This window comes from Kitasatospora sp. NPDC059408, from assembly GCF_042751525.1.
Lineage (GTDB): Bacteria > Actinomycetota > Actinomycetes > Streptomycetales > Streptomycetaceae > Kitasatospora.
Genome location: NZ_JBHYWI010000097.1, coordinates 1 through 20244 on the forward strand (window position 1 = coordinate 1; position 20244 = coordinate 20244).

The 20244-nt window shown below is 73.6% G+C and carries 15 protein-coding genes; 4 read left to right on the forward strand and 11 right to left on the reverse strand.

From position 1 onward, the window contains the following. Window positions 1–23: 23 nt before the first annotated feature. Window positions 24–953, reverse strand: a complete 930-nt coding sequence (locus tag ACFXDE_RS38245; protein ID WP_380498952.1) for a YihY/virulence factor BrkB family protein — start codon at window positions 951–953, stop codon at window positions 24–26. A gap of 62 nt (window positions 954–1015) precedes the next feature. After that, window positions 1016–2014, reverse strand: coding sequence for a glycosyltransferase family 2 protein (locus tag ACFXDE_RS38250; RefSeq protein ID WP_380498953.1), 999 nt, complete (start codon window positions 2012–2014; stop codon window positions 1016–1018). Window positions 2015–2153: 139 nt separating this feature from the next. Between ACFXDE_RS38250 and ACFXDE_RS38255 the strand changes: the two genes are divergently transcribed. Together ACFXDE_RS38255 and ACFXDE_RS38260 are read left to right on the forward strand one after the other, a co-directional pair. Continuing rightward, a complete protein-coding gene (locus tag ACFXDE_RS38255; RefSeq protein WP_380498954.1) occupies window positions 2154–5726 on the forward strand; it encodes a CDP-glycerol glycerophosphotransferase family protein in 3573 nt (1190 codons plus the stop codon). 284 nt (window positions 5727–6010) lie between these two features. Beyond that, window positions 6011–8521, forward strand: coding sequence for a CDP-glycerol glycerophosphotransferase family protein (locus ACFXDE_RS38260; RefSeq protein WP_380498955.1), 2511 nt, complete (start codon window positions 6011–6013; stop codon window positions 8519–8521). 72 nt (window positions 8522–8593) lie between these two features. Here ACFXDE_RS38260 and ACFXDE_RS38265 read toward each other — a convergent pair whose 3' ends face one another. The 6 genes from ACFXDE_RS38265 to ACFXDE_RS38290 all read right to left on the reverse strand — a co-directional run bounded on the left by ACFXDE_RS38265 (window position 8594) and on the right by ACFXDE_RS38290 (window position 14142). Continuing rightward, entirely contained in the window at window positions 8594–9148 is a 555-nt protein-coding gene (locus ACFXDE_RS38265; protein ID WP_380439009.1) for a 2'-5' RNA ligase family protein, read from the reverse strand. Further along, window positions 9145–10185 (reverse strand): tryptophan--tRNA ligase, encoded by a 1041-nt coding sequence (gene trpS, locus ACFXDE_RS38270; protein WP_380498956.1) that lies wholly within the window; start codon window positions 10183–10185, stop codon window positions 9145–9147. Before trpS ends, ACFXDE_RS38265 begins: the two co-directional genes overlap by 4 nt. Window positions 10186–10215: 30 nt before the next feature. Next, window positions 10216–11541 (reverse strand): hemolysin family protein, encoded by a 1326-nt coding sequence (locus tag ACFXDE_RS38275; protein WP_380439005.1) that lies wholly within the window; start codon window positions 11539–11541, stop codon window positions 10216–10218. A gap of 75 nt (window positions 11542–11616) precedes the next feature. After that, window positions 11617–12609 carry a malate dehydrogenase gene (locus ACFXDE_RS38280; RefSeq protein WP_380439003.1) on the reverse strand — a complete coding sequence of 331 codons (993 nt, stop codon included), beginning with the start codon at window positions 12607–12609 and terminating at the stop codon, window positions 11617–11619. A gap of 228 nt (window positions 12610–12837) precedes the next feature. After that, entirely contained in the window at window positions 12838–13266 is a 429-nt protein-coding gene (locus ACFXDE_RS38285; RefSeq protein ID WP_380439001.1) for a DUF3017 domain-containing protein, read from the reverse strand. Window positions 13267–13287: 21 nt separating this feature from the next. Beyond that, window positions 13288–14142 (reverse strand): bifunctional methylenetetrahydrofolate dehydrogenase/methenyltetrahydrofolate cyclohydrolase, encoded by an 855-nt coding sequence (locus tag ACFXDE_RS38290; protein ID WP_380438999.1) that lies wholly within the window; start codon window positions 14140–14142, stop codon window positions 13288–13290. Between the two features lie 480 nt (window positions 14143–14622). On the opposite strand from ACFXDE_RS38290, the gene ACFXDE_RS38295 reads away from it, so the two are divergent. Further along, window positions 14623–15258, forward strand: a complete 636-nt coding sequence (locus ACFXDE_RS38295) for a hypothetical protein (protein WP_380438997.1) — start codon at window positions 14623–14625, stop codon at window positions 15256–15258. An 81-nt stretch (window positions 15259–15339) separates the two neighbouring features. On the opposite strand, the gene purH is transcribed toward ACFXDE_RS38295, so the two are convergent. Both purH and purN read right to left on the reverse strand, forming a co-directional pair. After that, the gene (gene purH / locus ACFXDE_RS38300) at window positions 15340–16917 is read right to left on the reverse strand and encodes a bifunctional phosphoribosylaminoimidazolecarboxamide formyltransferase/IMP cyclohydrolase (RefSeq protein WP_380438995.1); all 1578 of its coding nucleotides are present in this window, start codon (window positions 16915–16917) and stop codon (window positions 15340–15342) included. 69 nt (window positions 16918–16986) lie between these two features. Continuing rightward, window positions 16987–17652: a phosphoribosylglycinamide formyltransferase gene (gene purN / locus ACFXDE_RS38305; RefSeq protein ID WP_380498958.1), complete on the reverse strand. Its 666-nt coding sequence runs from the start codon at window positions 17650–17652 to the stop codon at window positions 16987–16989. Window positions 17653–17976: 324 nt separating this feature from the next. Between purN and ACFXDE_RS38310 the strand changes: the two genes are divergently transcribed. After that, window positions 17977–18561: a hypothetical protein gene (locus tag ACFXDE_RS38310; protein ID WP_380498959.1), complete on the forward strand. Its 585-nt coding sequence runs from the start codon at window positions 17977–17979 to the stop codon at window positions 18559–18561. Window positions 18562–18707: 146 nt separating this feature from the next. Here ACFXDE_RS38310 and ACFXDE_RS38315 read toward each other — a convergent pair whose 3' ends face one another. Continuing rightward, a complete protein-coding gene (locus tag ACFXDE_RS38315; protein ID WP_380498960.1) occupies window positions 18708–20168 on the reverse strand; it encodes a DUF6350 family protein in 1461 nt (486 codons plus the stop codon). Between the last annotated feature and the right edge of the window lie 76 nt (window positions 20169–20244).

Here is a 20244-nt window from a genome sequence, read left to right on the forward strand (position 1 = left end):
CGTCGCCCCGGGGCGGCCGGGCCTCACCCCAGGGGCCGGGCCGCCGCCGTCTGCGCCTCGTCCGCGGCCGCCAGCAGCGTTCGCGCGTGTTCGCGGGTCCGCTCGCGCGCGGCGGCCGGGTCGGCCAGGGCCGTCCACGCGACGCAGTACATCAGCAGGCGGCAGACGAAGTTCATCCAGAGCAGCAGCGCCACCGGCACGCCGAAGGCACCGTACAGGCTCTTCCCGGCCACCGAGCCGAGGTAGGACGCGAGCAGGATCTTCAGCAGCTCGAAGCCGACCGCGCCGATCAGCGCGCCCTGCAGGACGTCGCGCCGGCGCTGGCCGCGGATCCCCGCGAACGGCCCGAGCAGGTAGCCGAACAGCAGGGTGTCGCAGGCGACCGCTATCACGAGGCCGACCCCGGTGAGCAGGTAGCCGTTGTGCAGGCCGATCGCGTCGGCGATCCGCCCGGCGAGCGTCGTGCCGGCGGCGGAGGTGCCCAGCGAGACCAGCGACACCAGGCCGAGGCCGCCGAGCACGACGCAGTCCCACGCCTTGCGCAGGATCACGTTGCCGTCCTCCGCGGGCAGCTGCCAGACGTCCCGGATCGAGGTGCGCATGGTGTCCACCCAGCCCAGGCCGGAGAGCAGCAGCAGCGCCCCGCTGACCAGCCCGACGGCGCCCGCGTTGGACACCAGGGACGGCAGGTTGAGCGCGTCGGAGATGCCCGGCAGCTGGTCGGAGATGCGCTTCTGCAAGTCGGCGACCCGGCTGTCGCTGAGGGTCGTGGCGGCGATCGCCAGGGCCACGGTGAGCAGCGGGAACAGCGCGAGGAAGCCGAAGAAGGTGACCGCGCCGGCCAGCCGGTTGCCGCGGGCGGCGGTGAAGTGCTCGTACACCCGGTACGGGCGGCTGCGCAGCACCCGCGCGACGAGCGGGCCGACGACCGGAAGGCGGGTCAGGAAGTCCACCCGACCGGTTATACCGGCCCGTCCCCCGAACGGCCGTCAGGCTCGACCTGCGGCGGGCGGGTTCAGCGCCCCACCAGCCGCCGGGCCCGGGCGAGCACGCGGACCGTCCGGTAGGCGCCGTAGCGGCCGTGGCTGAGCAGTTCGGTGCGCACCCCGTCCACCCCGGCGGGCGGGCGGTAGCCGGCCGGGCGCAGCCGGGCGCAGTGCTCGGCGGCGCGGCGGAAGTACTCGCGGCGGTCGCCGGCCGGGACCCGGCCGGGCTTGGCGACGACGGTGTTGAGGTGGTGCAGCATCTTGCCGTAGACCACCGGGCGCCAGTGGTCGAGGTCGGGGCGCCGGTCGAGGAAGGCGAAGACCAGGTCGTACTGGGCGAAGACGTCGAAGTGCTTGCGACTGGCGGTGGCCAGGATGTTGCCGCCCTCCTGCCGCTGGCGGTAGTGCACGCCGATCCGGTCGAGCAGGGTGATGCTCGCGGCGGCGAGGAGCGCCGGGTACGTCCAGGGGGTGTCCTCGTAGTAGCCGGCCGGGAAGACCAGCTCCTGCTCGGTGATGAACCCGCGGCGGTAGGCCTTGTTCCAGACGACCTGGAGCAGGTCGAGCAGGTCGGGGCGGGCGTCGAGGTCGAAGACGTCCGGGGAGGCGGCGCCGAAGACGTGGGCGGAGGCGGCGCGGGTGATCCGGCCGTCGACGTAGGTGCGGGCGTAGTCGTAGACCAGGACGTCCGGGTCCCCGGTGGCGGCGAGCCGGTCCTCGACGGCCCGGAGCAGGCCCGGGGTGAGCGTGTCGTCGCTGTCGAGGAAGATCACGTACTCGCCGGTGGCGACCTCCAGGCCGGCGTTGCGGGCGCGGCCGAGGCCGACGTTCTCCGGCAGGTGCAGCACCCGGACGCGGGGGTCCGCGGCGGCCGCCTCGTCGAGCACCGCGCCGCAGCCGTCCGGGGAGCGGTCGTCCACCGCGATCAGTTCGAAGTCGGGACCGTCCTGGCCGAGGACCGAGTCGAGGCACTCGGCGAGGTAGTCCTGGACCTGGTACACGGGGACGATCACGCTGAAGCGGGGCACGGGCCCCAAGCGTAGTGGCCCCCGGGAGCGCCTTGGCCAGGACGGTAGGATCGCGGTGCACGTACGCACCGATTCAAAAGTGCGGCCAGACCCCGACCCGGGCTGCCACGCTGATTCCCGAGAAAGGCCTGCGTAGCCGATGGCTCCCCGCCTCTCCATCGTCGTTCCGATCTACAACGTCGAGCGCTACCTCGTCGAGTGCCTCGACTCGATCGCCGCCCAGACCTTCGGCGACTTCGAGTGCGTGATGGTCGACGACGGTTCAAAGGACGGCAGCGCGGCGCTCGCCGAGGCCTACGCCGCCAAGGACTCCCGGTTCCGCCTGGTGCGCCAGGTGAACAAGGGCCTCGGCGCGGCCCGCAACACCGGCATCCGGCACATCGACCCGGACGCCGAGTTCCTGTGCTTCGTCGACAGCGACGACTCGATGCCGCCGAGCGCGTACGAGCTCATGATCAACACGCTGGACGAGACCGGCTCCGACTTCGCCACCGGCAACGTGCTGCGTTTCCGCGCGGTGGGCTACTACCAGTCCGGCGGCCACGTGAAGCCGTTCAAGGAGACCAGGCTCAAGACCCACATCACCGAGATCCCCGCGCTGGTCACCGACCGCACCGCGTGGAACAAGGTGTACCGCCGCTCCTTCTTCGACGCGGCCGGCCTGCTGTACCCCGAGGGCATCCTGTACGAGGACGCCCCGGTCAGCGTGCCGCACCACTACCTCGCCAAGAGCGTGGACGTGCTCGCCGAGCCGATCTACCACTGGCGCGAGCGCGAGGTCGGCGAGATGTCGATCACGCAGATGCGCACCAACCCGAAGGGCCTGATCGACCGCGTCGCCTCGGTCGAGCTGGTCCGCGGCTGGCTGAAGAAGCAGACCGAGCCGCGCTTCGCCCAGTACCTGCGCTCCTACGACGAGAACACCCTCGTCGAGGAGATCCCGATGTTCTTCTGGTCCGTCGTGGACGGCGACAAGGAGTACCGGGACGCCTACGTCAAGCACGTCAGCCGGCTGCTGCGGGCGATCGGCCCCGAGCAGGTCCGCAAGCTGCGCGCGCCGCTGCGGCTCAAGTACCACCTGACCCTCCAGGGCCGGGTCGACGAGTTCGTCGAGCAGATCAAGTACGAGGGCGAGAGCAACGGCGGCGTCCAGGCCCGCGGCCTGCTGCGCCCCTACGCCGACTACCCGTTCCTGCGCGGCGGCCGCAAGAGCGTCCCGGCCGGCGTCCTGAAGCTGGACAACTCGCTGGTCATGCGCAGCCGGCTGTACGGCTCGGCCTGGGTCGGCGGCAAGCTGGAGCTGACCGGGCACGCGTACCCGGAGCAGCTGGGCGCGGCCGGCAAGCACGACATGGTCCGCACGCTGGTGCTGCGCGAGACCAAGGGCCGCCGGGTCGTCGCCGTGCCGATGAAGACCCAGTACAGCCCCGAGGCCACCGCGAGCTGCAGCCACGACCTGTACAACTGCGACTGGGCCGGCTTCACCGTCGCCCTCGACCCGAAGAAGCTCAAGCACCGCGGGCAGTGGAAGGACGGCCACTGGCGCGTCCTGGTCGCCGGCGCGGGCAAGGGCGGCGTGTACAAGGGCCGGGTCTCGGCCGGCTGGAGCGACACCGCCGAGTACCTCCCGACGCACTGGGTCGAGCCGGACGTGCGGATCGTGCCGTGGGTGCGGGACAACTTCGTCTACCTGAAGGTGGAGACGGTCAGGGCCCGGGTGACCGGCCTGGCCGCGCACGCCGGCCGGGTGGAGGTCTCGGGCGCGGCCCGCTCCGGCGCGAGCCTCGCCGGGGCCCGCCTGCGGCTCACCCACGTCGAGTCCGACCGCGAGCTGGCCTTCCCGCTGGAGCCGGGCGCGCCGGTCGGCACGCTGCAGCCGTTCTCGGTCTCCTTCCCCGCGGCCGAGCTGACCGCCGTCCGCGAGGCCTGGGCCGAGCTGGACCCGGTGGCCGCCGAGCGTGCCCGCGACCGCTGGGACACCGCCCTGGTGCTCACCGACGGAAGCGTCGTGCCGGTGGTCTGGGACGAGCGCAACGCGCCCGAGCAGCTGCACGTCGTCCTCAACCCGCAGGCGCCGACCGCGGAGCGCCGCGCGCTCTACTCCAAGCCCTCCCCCGCCGGGAACCTGCAGTTCTCGGACCAGCTGCTCCAGCCGATCGTCGAGGAGGTCGCCTCGCGCGGCGCCGACGGCTTCCTGCTGAGCGGCTCCTTCCCGCTGCCCGACTCGCACCGCTGGGAGCTGGTCGTCCGGCACGACTGGCGCGAGGAGGAGCACGTCTACCCGGTGGAGATCACCGACGGCCGCTTCCGCACCGCGATGCCGGCCGTGCCGACCGCCTCCTTCGCCGGGCGCGTGCCGCTCGCCCAGGGCACCTGGAACGTCTTCTTCCGTCCGGTCGGCGCCCCGGTCGACGACGCCGTCGTCCTGCACGCGCTGATCTCGCCGGACTGCTTCGGCACGCTGCCGCTGGAGGTGGAGTCCCGCGGCAAGCGGATAGTGCTGGAGCGGCGCCACCACGACGGCCTGTCGCTGGAGTCGCACTCGGCCCTGCTGCCCGAGGAGCGCAGCGGCTACCGCCAGCGCCAGCTGCGGACGGCCGACTACCCGGCCGCGCGTCGGCACCCGGTGCGCGAGACCGTCCTGTACAACGGCGGCCTCGGCGGCCTCTACGCGGACTCCCCGCGGGCGATCCACGAGGAGCTCGTGCGCCGCGGCCTGCCGCTGGAGCACCTGTGGGGCAGCGACGACCTCCAGGCCGACCTGCCGCAGACCGCGCAGGCGATCCGGCTGTGGAGCCCGGAGTGGTTCGAGGCGCTGGCGACCGCCAAGTACATCGTCACCAGCACCCACCTGCCCGACTTCTTCGTCCGCCGCCCCGGCCAGGTGGTCGTGCAGACCTGGCTCGGCACGCCGCTGAAGCAGATCGGCCTGGACTTCGAGAAGGTCTGGTTCACCGACTCCAACTACCTGAAGGGCCTCGCCAAGGAGGTCCCGAACTGGAACCTCCTGGTGGCCGGCAACAGCTGGTCGGCCCCGCTGCTCAAGCGCGCCTTCGACTACAAGGGCGAGATCCTGGAGAGCGGTTCGCCCCGCAACGACCTGCTGTTCGCCCCGGACCGGGAGAAGACCGCGGAGCAGGTCCGCGAGCGCCTCGGGCTGCCCGAGGGCAAGAAGGTCGTGCTCTACGCGCCGACCTGGCGCGAGGACCGGCGCCGGCCCAACGGCGGCTACCAGATCGACCTGCGGATCGACCTGGAGGCGGCCAGGGCCGCGCTCGGCGAGGACCAGGTGCTGCTGGTGCGCCGGCACAGCGTGATGTGCGGCCAGATCCCGGACGCCGGCAACGGCTACGTCTGGGACGTCGGCAGCTACCCCGACATGGCGGAGCTGCTGCTGATCGCCGACGTACTGGTCACCGACTACTCGGCCTCGGTCTTCGACTTCGCGTCGACCGGCAAGCCGGTGCTGTTCTTCACGTATGACCTGGAGCACTACCGGGACAACCTGCGCGGTTTCAGCCTGGACTTCGAATCGGTGGTCCCCGGCCCGCTGCTGGCCACGTCCGCCGAACTCGTCTCCGCGCTCGGCCGGGTCGACGAGGTCGCCGCCGAATTCGCCGACAAGGCCGCCACTTTCCGCGAGGCCTACTGCGACCTGGACGACGGCAAGGCCGCCGCCCGCGTCGTCGATGCGATGCTCCGAAAGGAGTAATTTTTCCCTCGAACGTCCCGAGGCGTCCGGTGCGATTGCGCACCGGACGCCTCGGCATTTCCGGGAGTTACCCGAGAGCGCCCGGATCTTTACGCCCACATTGCACTCGAACTGGCGTTTCGTCGGCAAATTTCTCAGGAAATTCTACGAACCGTACAGTTGACCCCGGGTGTCGTCCCGGTATGGGATGTCAATTCGACTGTCACCGTTCCGGCTCCCGCCGGTCGCCAGCACCCCCGGCCAAGCCCCACGCCGGGTTCCCGTCCCGAAGGGCTCCACCCGAAATGCCAGTGCTCACGCGGCTCGTCCTGCCCCACGCCGACCCCCGTGTGACCACCGCGCTGCCCACCCCGTCCGAGGACGCCGTCTTCGGCCTGCTGCGCGCCCGCTGGGCCGGCCGCGGCCTGGAGCTCACCGGCTTCGCCCGCCCGCACGACCAGGACACCGCCCGGGCCGGCTCCGCCTGGACCTGGCTCACCCTGCGCCACCCCGAGGACGCCCAGCCGCCCGTGCACGTGCGCTCCCGGCCGCGGCGCCTGCCCGAGATCACCGACGAGAGCGCCCAGCCCGAGCACAACCACGACTGGTCCGGGTTCACCGCCGTGATCGAGCCCGGGCGGCTGCGCCGCGGCGGCGCGTGGCTGCTGGGCGACTGGCAGATCGAGACCACCCTCTTCACCCGCCCCCGCCCCACCCGGGTGCGCCGCCAGTACGGCACGCTCGCCCCGCACTGGTGCGGCTCGGGCGAGTACCCGCCGGCCCGCTGGGTCGACCGCGACGTGCGCCTCCAGCCGCACTTCACCGACGACCGGCTGCACCTGCTGCTGGAGCGCCCCGGCGTCCGGCTCACCGCCGCCACCCCCGTCGACGGGGGCCTCGACCTGCGCGGCACCGCCGGCCACTGCCCGTCCGGCACCGTGCTGCGGCTGCGCCACCGGCAGAGCGACGCCGTCGTCGAACAGCCCGTCACCCGCACCGGCGACGCCTTCGCCGTCCACCTGCCCTACCGGCCGTTCACCGCCGAGGGACGCGGCACCGGCGACCTGGAGCACTGGGACACCGAACTGCGCCGCCCCGACGGCAGCACCGAGCAGCTCGTCGTGGACGAGCGCGGCGGCCCGGTGGCCGGCCAGCACCGGCTGCCCGGCACCGCGGACCGGGCGCTCTACCTCAAGCACCTCGCCGACGGCCGGCTCCAGGTCTGCGTCCAGCCCGCGGCCGGCCTGATCGACCGGATCGCCGTCAAGGCCGGCGCCTTCGAGCTCGCCGGGCACTGCCCCGACCCGGCCGCGGGCCGGCTGGAGCTGGTGCTGCGGCACACCGGCACGGCCGGCGAGGTCCGCCGACCGGTCGAGGCCGGCGCCGACGGCCGCTTCCGGGTGCGGGTGCCCGCCACCCGCACCGGCTCGGACGGCACCGCCCTGCCGCTGCGCAAGGGCATCTGGGAGGCCGCGCTGGAGCCCGCCGACCGCTCCGGCCCGACCCGCCCGCTGCTGGCCGCGCCCGGCGCGCTGGCCGTCCTGCCGGCCGCCACCCAGGCCGGCGGCAAGCCCGTCCTGCTCCAGCGCCGCTGGCACGACACCCTGCTGGTGGACTCCACGCCGGTGCTCAGCGCCACCGAGCGCAGCGCCTGGACGCAGTCCCGCCTGCGGGCCTCCGAGTACCCCGCCGCGCGCCGCGAGCCGCTGCGCGAGGCCGTGCTGTACGACGTGTTCGGCGGCCGCGGCTACGCCGACTCCCCGCGCGCGGTGCACGCCGAACTCGTCCGCCGCGAACTGCCGTTGGAGCACCTGTGGGTGGTCGACGACGCCCAGGCGGACCTGCCGCCCGGGGTCACCGCGGTGCGGATCTGGAGCCCCGAGTGGTACCGGGCGCTGGCCACCTGCCGGTACCTGGTCGGCAACACCCACTTCCCGGACTTCCTGGAGCGCCGCCGCGGCCAGGTGGTCGTGCAGACCTGGCACGGCTCGCTGCTGAAGCGCATCGCCCACGACGTCGAGAACCCCTGGCTGTCGGACCACGGCTACCTGGACGCGCTCGACCGCGAGACCCCGCAGTGGAGCGTGCTCGTCTCCCCCAGCCCGTTCGCCACCCCGATCCTGCGCCGGGCGTTCCGGTACGGCGGCGAGATCCTGGAGACCGGCTACCCGCGCAACGACGTCCTGGCCCGGCCCGACGGGCGCACCGCCGCGGCCGTCCGCCGCCGCCTCGGCATCCCCGAGGGCAAGCGGATCGTGCTGTACGCGCCGACCTGGCGCGAGGACCAGCAGCGCGGCGACGGCGACGGCTTCCGGCTCGACCTGCGGATCGACGTCGACCACGCGCGCCGCGCCCTCGGCCCGGACCACGTGCTGCTGATCCGCCCGCACGCGCACGTGCGCGAGCCGCTGCCGGGCGCCGGGGACGGCTTCCTGTACGACTGCGCGGACTACCCGGACGTCCAGGAGCTGCTGCTGGTCGCGGACGTACTGGTGACGGACTACTCGTCGATCATGTTCGACTTCGCGATCACCGGCCGCCCGGTGCTCTTCTTCACGTACGACCTGGAGCACTACCGCGACACCCTGCGCGGCTTCTACTTCGACTTCGAGACGGAGGCCCCCGGCCCGCTCGTCCCGGACTCGGCCGAGCTGGTCGGCGCGCTGCGCGGACTCGCCGACGGCGGCACCGGGCTGACCGCCGGGTACGCGGAGCGCTACCGCCGCTTCCGGGCCGCCCACTGCGCGCTGGACGAGGGCGGCGCGGCCCGCCGGGTCGTCGACCGGATGCTCGAACTCACCCGCACCGCCAGCTGATCCGGCCGCTCGGGCCGGGCCGGCCGGTCCCGCGGCTCCAACCGGTTCAACGGTCCGGCCGGTCCGGCCGGTTCACGCGAAGGAGTAGCTCCGCCAGGGCCGCCAGACCTCGTCCGCGTCGAACCGGGAGAGGCCGAACCCGGGCACCGTGAACGCCGCCCGGAAGCCGCGCGCCTGCTCGTACGCCTGGTCCAGCACGTCGTCCGGCAGGCCGTGCGCCACCGTCACGTGCGGGTGGTAGGGGAACGCCAGCTCGCGGGCCAGCGGGCCGGAGCGGACGTCCGCCTCCAGCAGCCGGCACTCCTGCGCGCCCTCCTCGACCCGGACGAACACCACCGGGGAGACCGGGCGGAAGGTGCCGCCGCCGCGCAGCAGCATCCGGAACGGCCGGTGCGCCGCGGCCACCGCCGCGAGGTGCTCCTCGATCTTGGGAAGCTCCCCGGCCGGCACCTCGGTCGGCGGCAGCAGCGTGACGTGCGTCGGTATCGACCGGGCGAGCGGATCGCCGTGCCCGGCCCGGGCGTCCTGGATCCGCGCGCCGAACGGGTCCGGGACGCTCACGGACACGCCGATGGTGACGACCTCGGGGAGGTCGCCACCACCGGGCAGGCGTGTGAGGGGAGTCACCGCTTGGCGGCCGGGAGGAAGCCGATCCGGTCGTACACCGTCTCCAGCGTCTGCGACGCCACCTCGCGGGCCTTGTCCGCACCGAGCGCCAGCACCCGGTCCAGCTCGGCCGGGTCGTCCAGGTAGGTGCGGGTGCGCTCCTGGAAGGGGGTGACCCACTCGGTGAACAGCTCGGCCAGCTCGGTCTTCAGGGCGCCGTACATCTTGCCCTCGAAGTGGGCGACCAGGTCCTCGACGGACCGGCCGCTGAGCGCGGAGTGGATCCGCAGCAGGTTGGAGACGCCGGGCTTGCCGTCCTCGTCGTAGGAGACGACGGTGCCGGTGTCGGTGACGGCGCTCTTGAACTTCTTGGCGCTGACCTTCGGGTCGTCCAGCAGGCTGACCAGGCCCTTGGGCGAGGAGGCCGACTTGCTCATCTTGACGGCCGGGTCCTGGAGGTCCTGGATCTTCGCCGTCTCCTTGAGGATGTACGCCTTCGGCACCGTGAAGGTCGGGGTGTAGCGGGAGTTGAAGCGCTCCGCGATGTCCCGGGTGATCTCCACGTGCTGGCGCTGGTCCTCGCCGACCGGGACGGCGTCCGCCTGGTAGAGCAGGATGTCGGCGATCTGGAGGATCGGATAGGTGAACAGGCCGACCGTGGTGCTGTCGGCGCCGTAGCGGGCGGACTTGTCCTTGAACTGGGTCATCCGGGAGGCCTCGCCGAAGCCGGTGAGGCAGTTCATCACCCAGGCCAGCTGCGCGTGTTCGGGCACGTGCGACTGGACGAAGAGCGTGCAGTGCTCCGGGTCCAGGCCGGCGCCGAGCAGCTGGGCGGCGGAGATCCGGGTGTTCTCGCGCAGGGTCGCCGGGTCCTGCGGCACCGTGATCGCGTGCAGGTCGACCACCATGTAGAAGGCGTCGTTGTCCTTCTGCAGGTCGACCCACTGGCGCACCGCGCCGAGGTAGTTGCCGAGGTGGAACGACCCGGAGGTGGGCTGGATCCCGGAGAGCACCCGAGGACGGTCCTTGACCGGACCAGTGACCGCTGCGTTGACCATGCGGGCCATTGTTCCAGTTCCACCGGGCGGTCAGGAAACCTCTGCCCCTGGAGGTTCCGACAGTGTGACGGCACTCACCCTGACCCGGGCGATCCGCCGGCCCTCCAGCTTGGCCACCGTCAGCAGCACCCCGCCGCCGCCCTCGACCGGCACCCGCACCTGGTCGCCGTCCCTGGGCAGCCGGCCCAGCGAGGCGACCAGGCAGCCGGCCACCGTCTCGTACGGGCCCTCCGGGAGGGCGACGCCGGTCTCCTCCGCGAAGTCGCCGAGGTTGAGCAGGCCGTCCAGCTCCATGCCGCCGCCGGCCAGCCGGCGGATGGTGGCGGTCTGCGGGCGGTCGTACTCGTCCCGGATCTCGCCGATGACCTCCTCGACCAGGTCCTCCAGCGTGACGATGCCCGCGGTGCCGCCGTACTCGTCGACCACGATCGCCAGGTGGTGGCCCTCCCGGCGCATCTCGCCCATCGCCTCCAGCACCAGTTTGGTGCCGGGCAGCAGCTTGACCGGGCGGGCCAGGTCGCGGACCTTGGCGGCCTGCTCGCCGCGCGTGCCGTACAGGTCGCGGACGTGGACGAAGCCGACCACGGCGTCGGCGCTGCCCTCGACCACCGGGTAGCGCGAGTGCGGCGAGGTCTCGGCCTGGTGGCGGACGGCGGTCAGCGCGCGCTCGGCGTCCAGGAAGGTCACCTCGGTGCGCGGGACCATCACCTCGCGCAACTGCCGCTCCCCGGCGGAGAACACGTCGGCGATCAACGCCCGTTCGTCGCTGCCGAGTTCGGTGTTGGCGGCGACCAGGCCGCGCAACTCCTCGGAGCTCATCGAGCCGCGCCCGGCGGTCGGGTCGCCTCCCAGCAGCCGGACCATCATGTCGGTCGAGTGCCCGAGCAGCCAGATCACCGGCCGCAGCACCGAGGACATCACGTCCACGACGGGCGCGGCGGTCACCGCGATCGACTCGGCGCGCTGCAGGCCGATCCGCTTGGGGGTGAGCTCGCCGAGCACCAGCGACACGTAGCTGATCACCAGGGTGAGGCCGACCAGCGCGACGGCGTCCGCGACGCCCCGGGTGAGCCCGGCCCGCACGAACAGCGGGGCGACCTTGCCGGCCAGCGTGTCCGCGCCGAAGGCGGCGGACAGGAAGCCCATGCAGGTCACGCCGACCTGCACGGCAGCGAGGAAGCGGTTGGGGTCGGCGGCCAGGTGCGCGGCCCGGGCGGAGCGCCGGGTGCCCTGCGCCTCCAGCGTCCGGATCTGGCCCTCGCGCAGCGAGATCAGCGAGATCTCGGCGACGTTGAAGAGCCCGCCCAGGAGGATGAAGACGAGGACGAGCGCCGCGTCCCCGATGGTTTCGTTCACAGCGCGCCAGTGTAAGGCGACGGCCCGCCGCTTCCCCGGGAGGGAGGCGGCGGGCCGTCGAAGAAGCCGGGCGGCTCAGATGAGGCCGAGCTCCTGGACCGCGTCGCGCTCCTCGGTCAGCTCCTTGACCGAGGCGTCGATGCGGGCGCGGGAGAAGTCGGAGATCTCCAGGCCCTGGACGATCTCGAACTTGCCGTCCTTGGTGGTGACGGGGAAGGAGGAGATCAGGCCGGCCGGGACGCCGTAGGAGCCGTCGGAGACGACGCCCATCGAGGTCCAGTCGCCCTCGGCGGTGCCGTTGACCCAGGTGTGCACGTGGTCGATGGCGGCGTTGGCGGCCGAGGCGGCCGAGGACGCGCCGCGGGCCTCGATGATGGCCGCGCCGCGCTTGGCGACGGTCGGGATGAAGTCGTTCTCCAGCCAGGCCTGGTCGCTGCCGACGGCCTCGAAGGCCGGCTTGCCGGCGACCTCGGCCTGGAAGATGTCCGGGTACTGGGTCGCGGAGTGGTTGCCCCAGATGGTGACGCGCTTGATGTCCGAGACCAGGGCGCCGGTCTTGGCGGAGAGCTGGCCGACGGCGCGGTTGTGGTCCAGGCGGGTCATCGCGGTGAAGCGCTCGGCCGGGACGTCCGGGGCGTTGCGCTGGGCGATCAGGGCGTTGGTGTTGGCCGGGTTGCCGACGACCAGGACCTTGATGTCGGCCGCGGCGTGGTCGTTGATGGCCTTGCCCTGCGGGCCGAAGATGCCGCCGTTGGCCTGCAGCAGGTCGCCGCGCTCCATGCCCGCGGTGCGCGGACGGGCGCCGACCAGCAGGGCGACGTTGGCGCCGTCGAAGGCCACGTTCGGGTTGTCGGTGATGGTGATGTCGCGCAGCAGCGGGAACGCGCAGTCCACGAGCTCCATCGCGGTGCCCTCGGCGGCCTTCAGGCCCTGCGGGATCTCCAGGAGGCGCAGGTTCACCGGCACGTCGGCACCGAGCAGGTGGCCCGAGGCGATGCGGAAGAGCAGCGCGTAGCCGATCTGGCCGGCTGCTCCGGTGATGGTGACGTTGACGGGGGTGCGGGTCATTTCTACCTTCTCCAGCAAATCGCCAGGTGCCCCAGGCACACCGGCACTGGAGCCGAGGATGGTCTCTCGACATCGAGAGACCGGCGTCAGGTTATCGCAAAGGGAAGCGTACGCCGCGTGCGCGGGCGTGGCTGATGCGTCACAACGGCGGAACGCCCGGCGGGCACGCGGACGGCCCCCGCCCGGAGAACCCGGACGGGGGCCGTCGCGCGGCGCGGTGGCGCGGGATCAGTGCTTGGGACGCCCGATCAACTGCCCGATGTTGTCGAGCAGCGGGAACTCCAGCCACGGATTCGGCTGGGCCACCAGCGTCAGCAGGACGATCGCCGACCCCAGGAAGCCCAGCACGATCACGTCGGTGAAGCGGCTGCGCACCGCGAGCATCCCGACCTCGGGCAGCACCAGCCGCAGGACGGCGCCGAGCAGCACGCCGCCGCCGAGGATCAGCAGCCCGAACTTGAAACCGTCCTTGAAGTCGGCGAACCAGGTGACCGCGAGCCCGGCGCCGACCACCAGCAGGACCAGCGTTATCGGCCACTGCCGCACCGGCAGGGCGTGCTCGCGCCCGAGGGCCGCGGCCGAGCCCTCCGGCGGGATGGTGCCGGTGGTCTTGACCGGCCGCTGCCGGGACCGCGCCGCGGGTCGTGGGTCACTCATGTCCGCCGCCTCCCGGAGGTGTCAGACGCCGGCGCGGCGCTCGGCCGCCTCGACGATGTTGTTGAGCAGCATCGCGCGGGTCATCGGGCCCACGCCGCCCGGGTTCGGCGAGATCCAGCCGGCCACCTCGGCCACGCCCGGGTGCACGTCGCCGACGATCTTGCCCTCGCTGCGGCTGACGCCCACGTCCAGGACGGCCGCGCCCGCCTTGACGTCCTCCGGCTTGATCAGGTGCGGCACGCCGGCGGCGGCCACGATGATGTCGGCCTTGCGCAGGTGGTAGGCCAGGTCCCGGGTGCCGGTGTGGCACAGGGTCACGGTGGCGTTCTCGGAGCGGCGGGTCAGCAGCAGGCCGATCGAGCGGCCGACGGTGACCCCGCGGCCGACGACGACCACCTCGGCGCCGTTGATCTCGACGTCGTGGCGGCGCAGCAGCTCGACGATGCCCAGCGGGGTGCAGGGCAGCGGGCCCTGGATGCCGAGGGCGAGGCGGCCGAGCGAGGTCGGGTGCAGGCCGTCCGCGTCCTTGTCCGGGTCCATGAGCTCCAGGACCGGGTTCTGGTCCAGGCCCTTGGGCAGCGGCAGCTGGACGATGTAGCCGGTGCAGGCCGGGTCGGCGTTGAGCTCGCGGACGACGTCCTCGACGTCCTGCTGGGTGGCGGTGGCGGGCAGCTCGCGCTGGATCGAGGCGATGCCGACCTCGGCGCAGTCCTTGTGCTTGCCGTTCACGTACCAGCGGCTGCCCGGGTCGTCGCCGACCAGGACGGTGCCGAGGCCGGGCGTGACGCCCTTCGCCTTGAGGGCCGCCACGCGGACGGCGAGTTCGGACTTGATCGCGGCAGCAGTGGCCTTGCCATCGAGAATCTGGGCAGTCATGACCCCATTCTCCCGGATCGCGGCAAGCCTCCGTACCAGGGCGCCGGACCCGCTCCGCCGGGGCCCGCGGGAGAACGGGACGGACACGGAAGGCCGGTACCGCGTTGCGGTTGCGCCACAGTCTCGCCACCGCCGCGGGGGCGGCTGGACACGGCGCTCCCGTCCGGTCGACGATATGGGGCACGGCCCTGCCGCGACCGGCCCGGTGACGGGCCGACGGACACCACGGCGGGGCGCACCCGGGGGAAAGAAGCAGTGAGCCGACCACACGACACAGCGCCGTCCAGCGCGCCGCAGCCGTTCCCGCTCGCTCCGCACCGGGCACGTTCCTGAGCCGCCGGCGCTCGGCACCGCGGCACCGTCGCCGTGCCGCCGACGCGCCCGACCGGCGTCCCGTCCGTCCGGCACCCCGACCCGCCGGCCGGCTCCGGGCGCTCCGCCGCCCCGTCCCCACGTCCCCGTAACTGCCCGGAGGCTTCGATGAGTTACCCGCCCGACCCGAACAACCCGTACGGCCAGCCGCAGCAGCCCGGGTACGGCTACCCGCAGCAGGCCCCGCCGGCCGCCGGGTACGGCTACCCGCAGCCGGCCGCGCAGCCCGTGTACGGGTACCCGCCGGTCGCGCCCCAGCGCATGTCGATGCCGGGTCTGATGGTCACCGCCCGGGTGTTCCTGTTCATCATCGGCGCGGTGCAGGTCTTCATCACGGCCGGTCTGCTGATCGGGGCCGCCGGCGCCAAGAAGGTCGCCAACGAGCACACCACCGGCAGCGACACCGCGATCTTCGGCAACGCGGCGGCGAGCGTCCTGCTGGTCATCGGGGTCGTCTACCTGCTCGCCGCGGTGCTCTCCATCACGCTCGGTGTGAAGTTCGGCAGCGGCGGCCCGGCCACCCGGATCACCACCATCGTGTACGGCGCGATCGCCCTGCTGCTCGGCCTCGGCGTGCTGGTCAGCTCGATCACCGGGGGCGCCAACTCCCAGGTCGCGGGCGCCGCGGCGGGCGCCGGGGTCGGGGTCGGGATCGGCGTGCTGTGGATCGCGATCTGCGTCCTGTGGATCGCCGCGGTGACCACCCGGGACGGCGTCGCCTGGTTCAACCGGCCGCGCTACTGACCGGCCCGCACGCACGGCGACGCGGAGCGGCCCGGCCCCCTCTCGGAGGGAGCCGGGCCGCTCCTGCGTTCCGTCACGCCGTCAGTGGAAGAAGTGGCGCGCGCCGGTGAAGTACATCGTCACGCCCGCCTTGGTGGCGGCCTCGACGACCTGCTCGTCGCGGATCGAACCGCCGGGCTGCACGATCGCCCTGACGCCCGCGGCGATCAGGATCTCCGGGCCGTCCGGGAACGGGAAGAACGCGTCCGAGGCCGCGTACGAGCCCTTGGCCCGCTCGCCGGCCCGCTCGACCGCGAGCTTGCACGAGTCCACGCGGTTGACCTGGCCCATGCCGACGCCGACCGAGGCACCGTCCTTGGCCAGCAGGATCGCGTTGGACTTGACGGCCCGGCAGGCCCGCCAGGCGAAGGCCAGCTCGGCCAGCTCCGCCTCGGACAGCGCCTCGCCGCTGGCCAGCGTCCAGGTCGCCGGGTCGTCGCCCTCGGCGTGCACCCGGTCGGCGTCCTGGAGCAGCACGCCGCCGGAGACCGGGCGCACCTCCTGGCGGTTGACCGGGGCCTCGGGGGCGAGCAGCACCCGCAGGTTCTTCTTGCGGGCCAGGACCTCGACCGCGCCCTCCTCGTAGCCGGGGGCCACGACGACCTCGGTGAAGATCGGGGCGATCTGCTCGGCCAGCTCGACGGTGACCGGGCGGTTGACCGCGATGACGCCGCCGTACGCGGAGACCGGGTCGCACTCGTGCGCCTTGCGGTGCGCCTCGGCGACGTCCGCGCCGGTCGCGATGCCGCACGGGTTGGCGTGCTTGATGATCGCGACGGCCGGCTCGGCGTGGTCGTAGGCGGCGCGGCGGGCGGCGTCGGTGTCGACGAAGTTGTTGTACGACATCTCCTTGCCGTGCAGCTGCTGCGCGCCGGCCAGGCCGCCGGTGCCGGCGCTGTACAGCGCGGCGCCCTGGTGCGGGTTCTCGCCGTAGCGCAGCACGCTCTGCCGCTCCCAGGTGGCGCCCAGGAACTCGGGGAAGCGCTCGTCGCTCGGGGCGTAGCCGGCCTCGAACCAGGAGGCGACGGCCACGTCGTAGGCGGCGGTGTGGGCGAACGCCGCACCGGCCAGGCGCTTGCGGGTGGCCAGGTCGAAGCCGCCCTCGCGGGCGGCCGTCAGCACGTCGCCGTAGCGGGCCGGGTCGACCACGACGGCGACCGACGGGTGGTTCTTGGCGGCGGCGCGGACCATGCTCGGGCCGCCGATGTCGATCTGCTCGACGCACTCGTCCGGGGTGGCGCCGGAGGCGACGGTGGCCTTGAACGGGTAGAGGTTCACGACGACCAGGTCGAACGGCTCGACGCCGAGCTCGGCCAGCTGAGCGCGGTGCGACTCCAGGCGCAGGTCGGCGAGCACGCCGGCGTGCACGCGGGGGTGCAGCGTCTTCACGCGCCCGTCCAGGCACTCCGGGAAGCCGGTCAGCTCGGAGACCTCGGTCACCGGGACGCCGGCGGCGGCGATGCGGCCGGCGGTCGAGCCGGTGGAGACGATCGCGACCCCGGCGGCGTGCAGGCCCTGGGCCAGCTCCTCCAGACCGGTCTTGTCGTACACGCTGATCAGCGCACGACGGATCGGACGGATGTTCTCCGAAACGGGGGGCGTGGTGGAGCTGGCACTCATGCTCCCACCTCGCTGCGCTCGGCGGGCGCTGCGCGCCAGGCACCTTCCTCGATGACTCGTTCGCTGCGCTCACTCATGTGCCGGAATCCATACCTTTCGGTCCTCGATGCGGTGACCTTCGCGGGCCAGCCGGCCCACGACGTCGACGAGCAGCTTGCGCTCGACAGTCTTGATGCGCTCGTGCAGCGCTTCGCCGCCATCGGCGTGATCGGCGTCGGCGACCTCGACGACGCCCTGCGCGATGATCGGCCCGGTGTCCACCCCGGCGTCGACCAGGTGGACGGTGCAGCCGGTGACCCTCACCCCGTACGCGAGCGCGTCGGTGACGCCGTGGGCGCCGGGGAAGGACGGCAGCAGCGCGGGGTGGGTGTTGACGATCCGCCCCGCGAAGGCCGCGATGAACTCGGGGCCGAGGATCTTCATGAAGCCGGCCGTGACGACCAGGTCCGGCTCGTGGGCGGCGACGGAGGCGGTCAGCGCGCGGTCCCAGTCGGCGCGGTCCGCGTGGTCCTTGACCCGGTGGACGAAGGTCGGCAGGCCCGCCCGCTCGGCGCGCTCCAGACCCGCGATGCCGTCCCGGTCCGCGCCCACCGCGAGGACCTCGGCCCCGTAGGCCGGGTCGGCGGCGGCGTCGAGCAGCGCCTGCAGGTTGGTGCCCGAGCCGGAGACCAGCACCACCAGGCGGGCCGGTCCGGGCGTACGGGGCGGGAAGAGCTGGGCGGGGGCGGCGGCCACTGCGCGATTCTCCGTAGGTCGGGCGCCGCCCGCTGGTACGTCCACCGGCGGTGGGGCCACTACGAACGGCAGGTCGAGCGAGGGGGAACACCAGGAGAACCCGCCGCGACGCGGGCCCCGGGGAACCTCTGTGAGCTGCTGACCGTCACCACGATAACGGCTGGTCGGACGGCCCCCGAACCCTCCGGCCGGGGCTACGCGCGTAGTTGAGACGGGGATCTCCCCGTGCCCGGCCCGGCAGGCCGCCGGGGGCCCGTCGGACCGCTGCGGGATCATAGGGGCACGGGCACCCGCCCCACCGACCGAGAAGGAATGGCGGAAACCATGAGCAGCGGTGACAACCCCGGCGAGCGCAACCCCTTCGCGCCGCCGCCGGCGGATGCCCCGGACCAGCCGTGGCAGCCGCGTGCCCCCCGGTCCGCCGACGGCGGCGACGGCCCCGACGGCGAGGGCCCCGGCCGGTCCGGCGGCGACGGCTGGCAGCCCCGCCCGCCGGCCCCGCAGCCGCCACGGCTCGACCCCACCGATCCGGCCCAGCGCAAGGCCCGCAACGCGGCGCTCGCCGGGCTGTTCGCGCTGATCTGCGTGCTCGCCGGGGTCACCTGGGTGGCGCTGTTCGTCGGCGCGCTCGGCATCGTGTGGGGCATCGGCGCGATGCGCGCCCCCCGGCCGGCCACCGCCGTGGGCGTCGCGCCCGCCGGGCCGAACCCGCTCACGCCGGCCGCGCTCGCCGGGGTGCTCACCGGCGCGATGACCGTCGTGGTGGCGTCCTCGGTGATCGGCCTCGGGCTCTACTACGACGACTACGTGACCTGCGTCCGCGACTCGCTGACGACGGTCGGCGCCGACAACTGCAGCCGGCTCGCGCCGCAGTGGTACGTCGACCTGGTCGGGAACGGCCGGAACTAGGACCGGCCCTTTCCGCTCGGAGGGCCGCGGCGTCAGGGCGTGTCCAATCGCAGGGCGGAGGCTGAGGGACATCGGCCGCCGACGACGACGCGGCGACGTGCGCTCCCTGGCGTCGCGGCGCCCGGCCTGAGCCGAAAGGACACGCCCTACGGTCGATCCTCCGACGCCTCGGGGGCGCTTCCGCTCAGCCGCAGCACCGCGCCGTGCGCGCGGGCACGCAACAGCCAGCCGCTCCGGCGGGCGCGGCCGGCCAGGCCCGCGAGGACGCCGGCTCCCGGAGCGGCCGGGCCCAGCGCCCGGTAGCGCGCCAGCAGCGCCCCGGGCACCACCACGACGACGAACCAGCCCGCCGCCGCAAGGCCCGCCCACCACGGCACCGGCCCCAGCCGGGCCATCCGGCCGCCCGCCAGCGCGCCGCCGGACAGCCAGCCCAGCGCGGCCGCCCCGGCACCCGTCAGCAGCGCCGCCAGCAAGGCCGCCACGGCCGTCGCGGCCGGCTCCCACGCGCGCCGGGCCGCGGCCCGGCCGAGCAGCACCGCCGGGACCGCCCCGGCCAGGACGGGGAGCGCGATCGCCGCGAGCCGCCAGCCGCCCGGGCCGGACTCCGGGAGCAGCGCGAACAGCGGGAAGTCCGGCACCGGCCCGAGCGCCGTGCCGCCCGGCGCCACCACCGTCCCCTCCCCCACGGCGAACCCCGGCCCCAGCGCGTACGCCGCTCCCCACAGGACCGCGTTCGGCAGGAGCACCACCGCCAGCAGCACCAGCCCCGCGACGGCCGTCGGGCCCCGGCCCAGCACCGCCATCCCCCGGCCGCCGCCGGTCACCGCGTCCGACACCGCCGCGACGGCTACCAGCACTCCGCCCGCCGCCACCAGCCCGGCCCCCGCCGCGAGCGCCGCACGGCGGACGGCTTCCGCGCAGTCCGCCGGACGGGCGTGCTCGGGAAGGCGGCCGAGGAGGCGGCTCGCGAACACGGCCCCGAGCACGTCGGAGTCGTCCGGCTCGTCCGGCTCGTCCAGCTCATCCGGCCCGTACGACGCGTAGGGCTCATAGGGCTCGTACGCCCCATAGGGCTCGTCGGGCTCGCGGACCTCGCGCGTCGACCGGGCCCCCGCGGTGACCGCGAGCGCGGCCAGCAGCCCGACCACCAGGACGTCCGGCAGCACCCGGGTGCGGAACAGGCCCGCTCCCACGCAGTGCACCACGACCACGACCGCCACCCCGCAGTAGCCCGCCCACACCGCCACCGGGCCGCCCCACCACGACCGCAGCCCCCGCCGCGCCGACACCCGGGCGCCCGCCCGGAACAGCTGAACCACCGCCAGCAGGCCGATGAGCAGCGGAGTGACCGTCAGCGGCGCCCCCGCGCCGCCGCGCAGCAGCGGCGCGCCGTGCCCCAGCAGCCACAGCGCCCCCGCGAGCCGCGACGCACCGGCCGCGTCGTCGTCCGCGTACGGCGTCACCACCCACAGCCCGAGCACCGGCACCCCGACCACCGCGAGCCCGACGAGCGCCGTCCGCACCCCCGCCAGGAGGTCGGCCAGGGCGGGGCGAGCACCCAGTTCGCCCGGCACCTCCAGGATCGGACGGCCCATCAGCTGCGTCATGCGCCTCATGGTGCCAAGGCGACTCGCCATGCTCCGTGAAGCGGCAAACCGCCGTCGTGTCCCAGATTATTGGCTT

Coding starts and splice junctions, on each gene's coding strand:
- ACFXDE_RS38255 (WP_380498954.1), top strand. CDS start 2,154: ATGGCTCCCCGCCTCTCCATCGTCGTTCCGATCTACAACGTCGAGCGC.
- ACFXDE_RS38260 (WP_380498955.1), top strand. CDS start 6,011: ATGCCAGTGCTCACGCGGCTCGTCCTGCCCCACGCCGACCCCCGTGTG.
- trpS (WP_380498956.1), bottom strand. CDS start 10,185: ATGGTCAACGCAGCGGTCACTGGTCCGGTCAAGGACCGTCCTCGGGTG.
- ACFXDE_RS38280 (WP_380439003.1), bottom strand. CDS start 12,609: ATGACCCGCACCCCCGTCAACGTCACCATCACCGGAGCAGCCGGCCAG.
- ACFXDE_RS38285 (WP_380439001.1), bottom strand. CDS start 13,266: ATGAGTGACCCACGACCCGCGGCGCGGTCCCGGCAGCGGCCGGTCAAG.
- ACFXDE_RS38290 (WP_380438999.1), bottom strand. CDS start 14,142: ATGACTGCCCAGATTCTCGATGGCAAGGCCACTGCTGCCGCGATCAAG.
- ACFXDE_RS38295 (WP_380438997.1), top strand. CDS start 14,623: ATGAGTTACCCGCCCGACCCGAACAACCCGTACGGCCAGCCGCAGCAG.
- purH (WP_380438995.1), bottom strand. CDS start 16,917: ATGAGTGCCAGCTCCACCACGCCCCCCGTTTCGGAGAACATCCGTCCG.
- ACFXDE_RS38310 (WP_380498959.1), top strand. CDS start 17,977: ATGAGCAGCGGTGACAACCCCGGCGAGCGCAACCCCTTCGCGCCGCCG.
- ACFXDE_RS38315 (WP_380498960.1), bottom strand. CDS start 20,168: ATGACGCAGCTGATGGGCCGTCCGATCCTGGAGGTGCCGGGCGAACTG.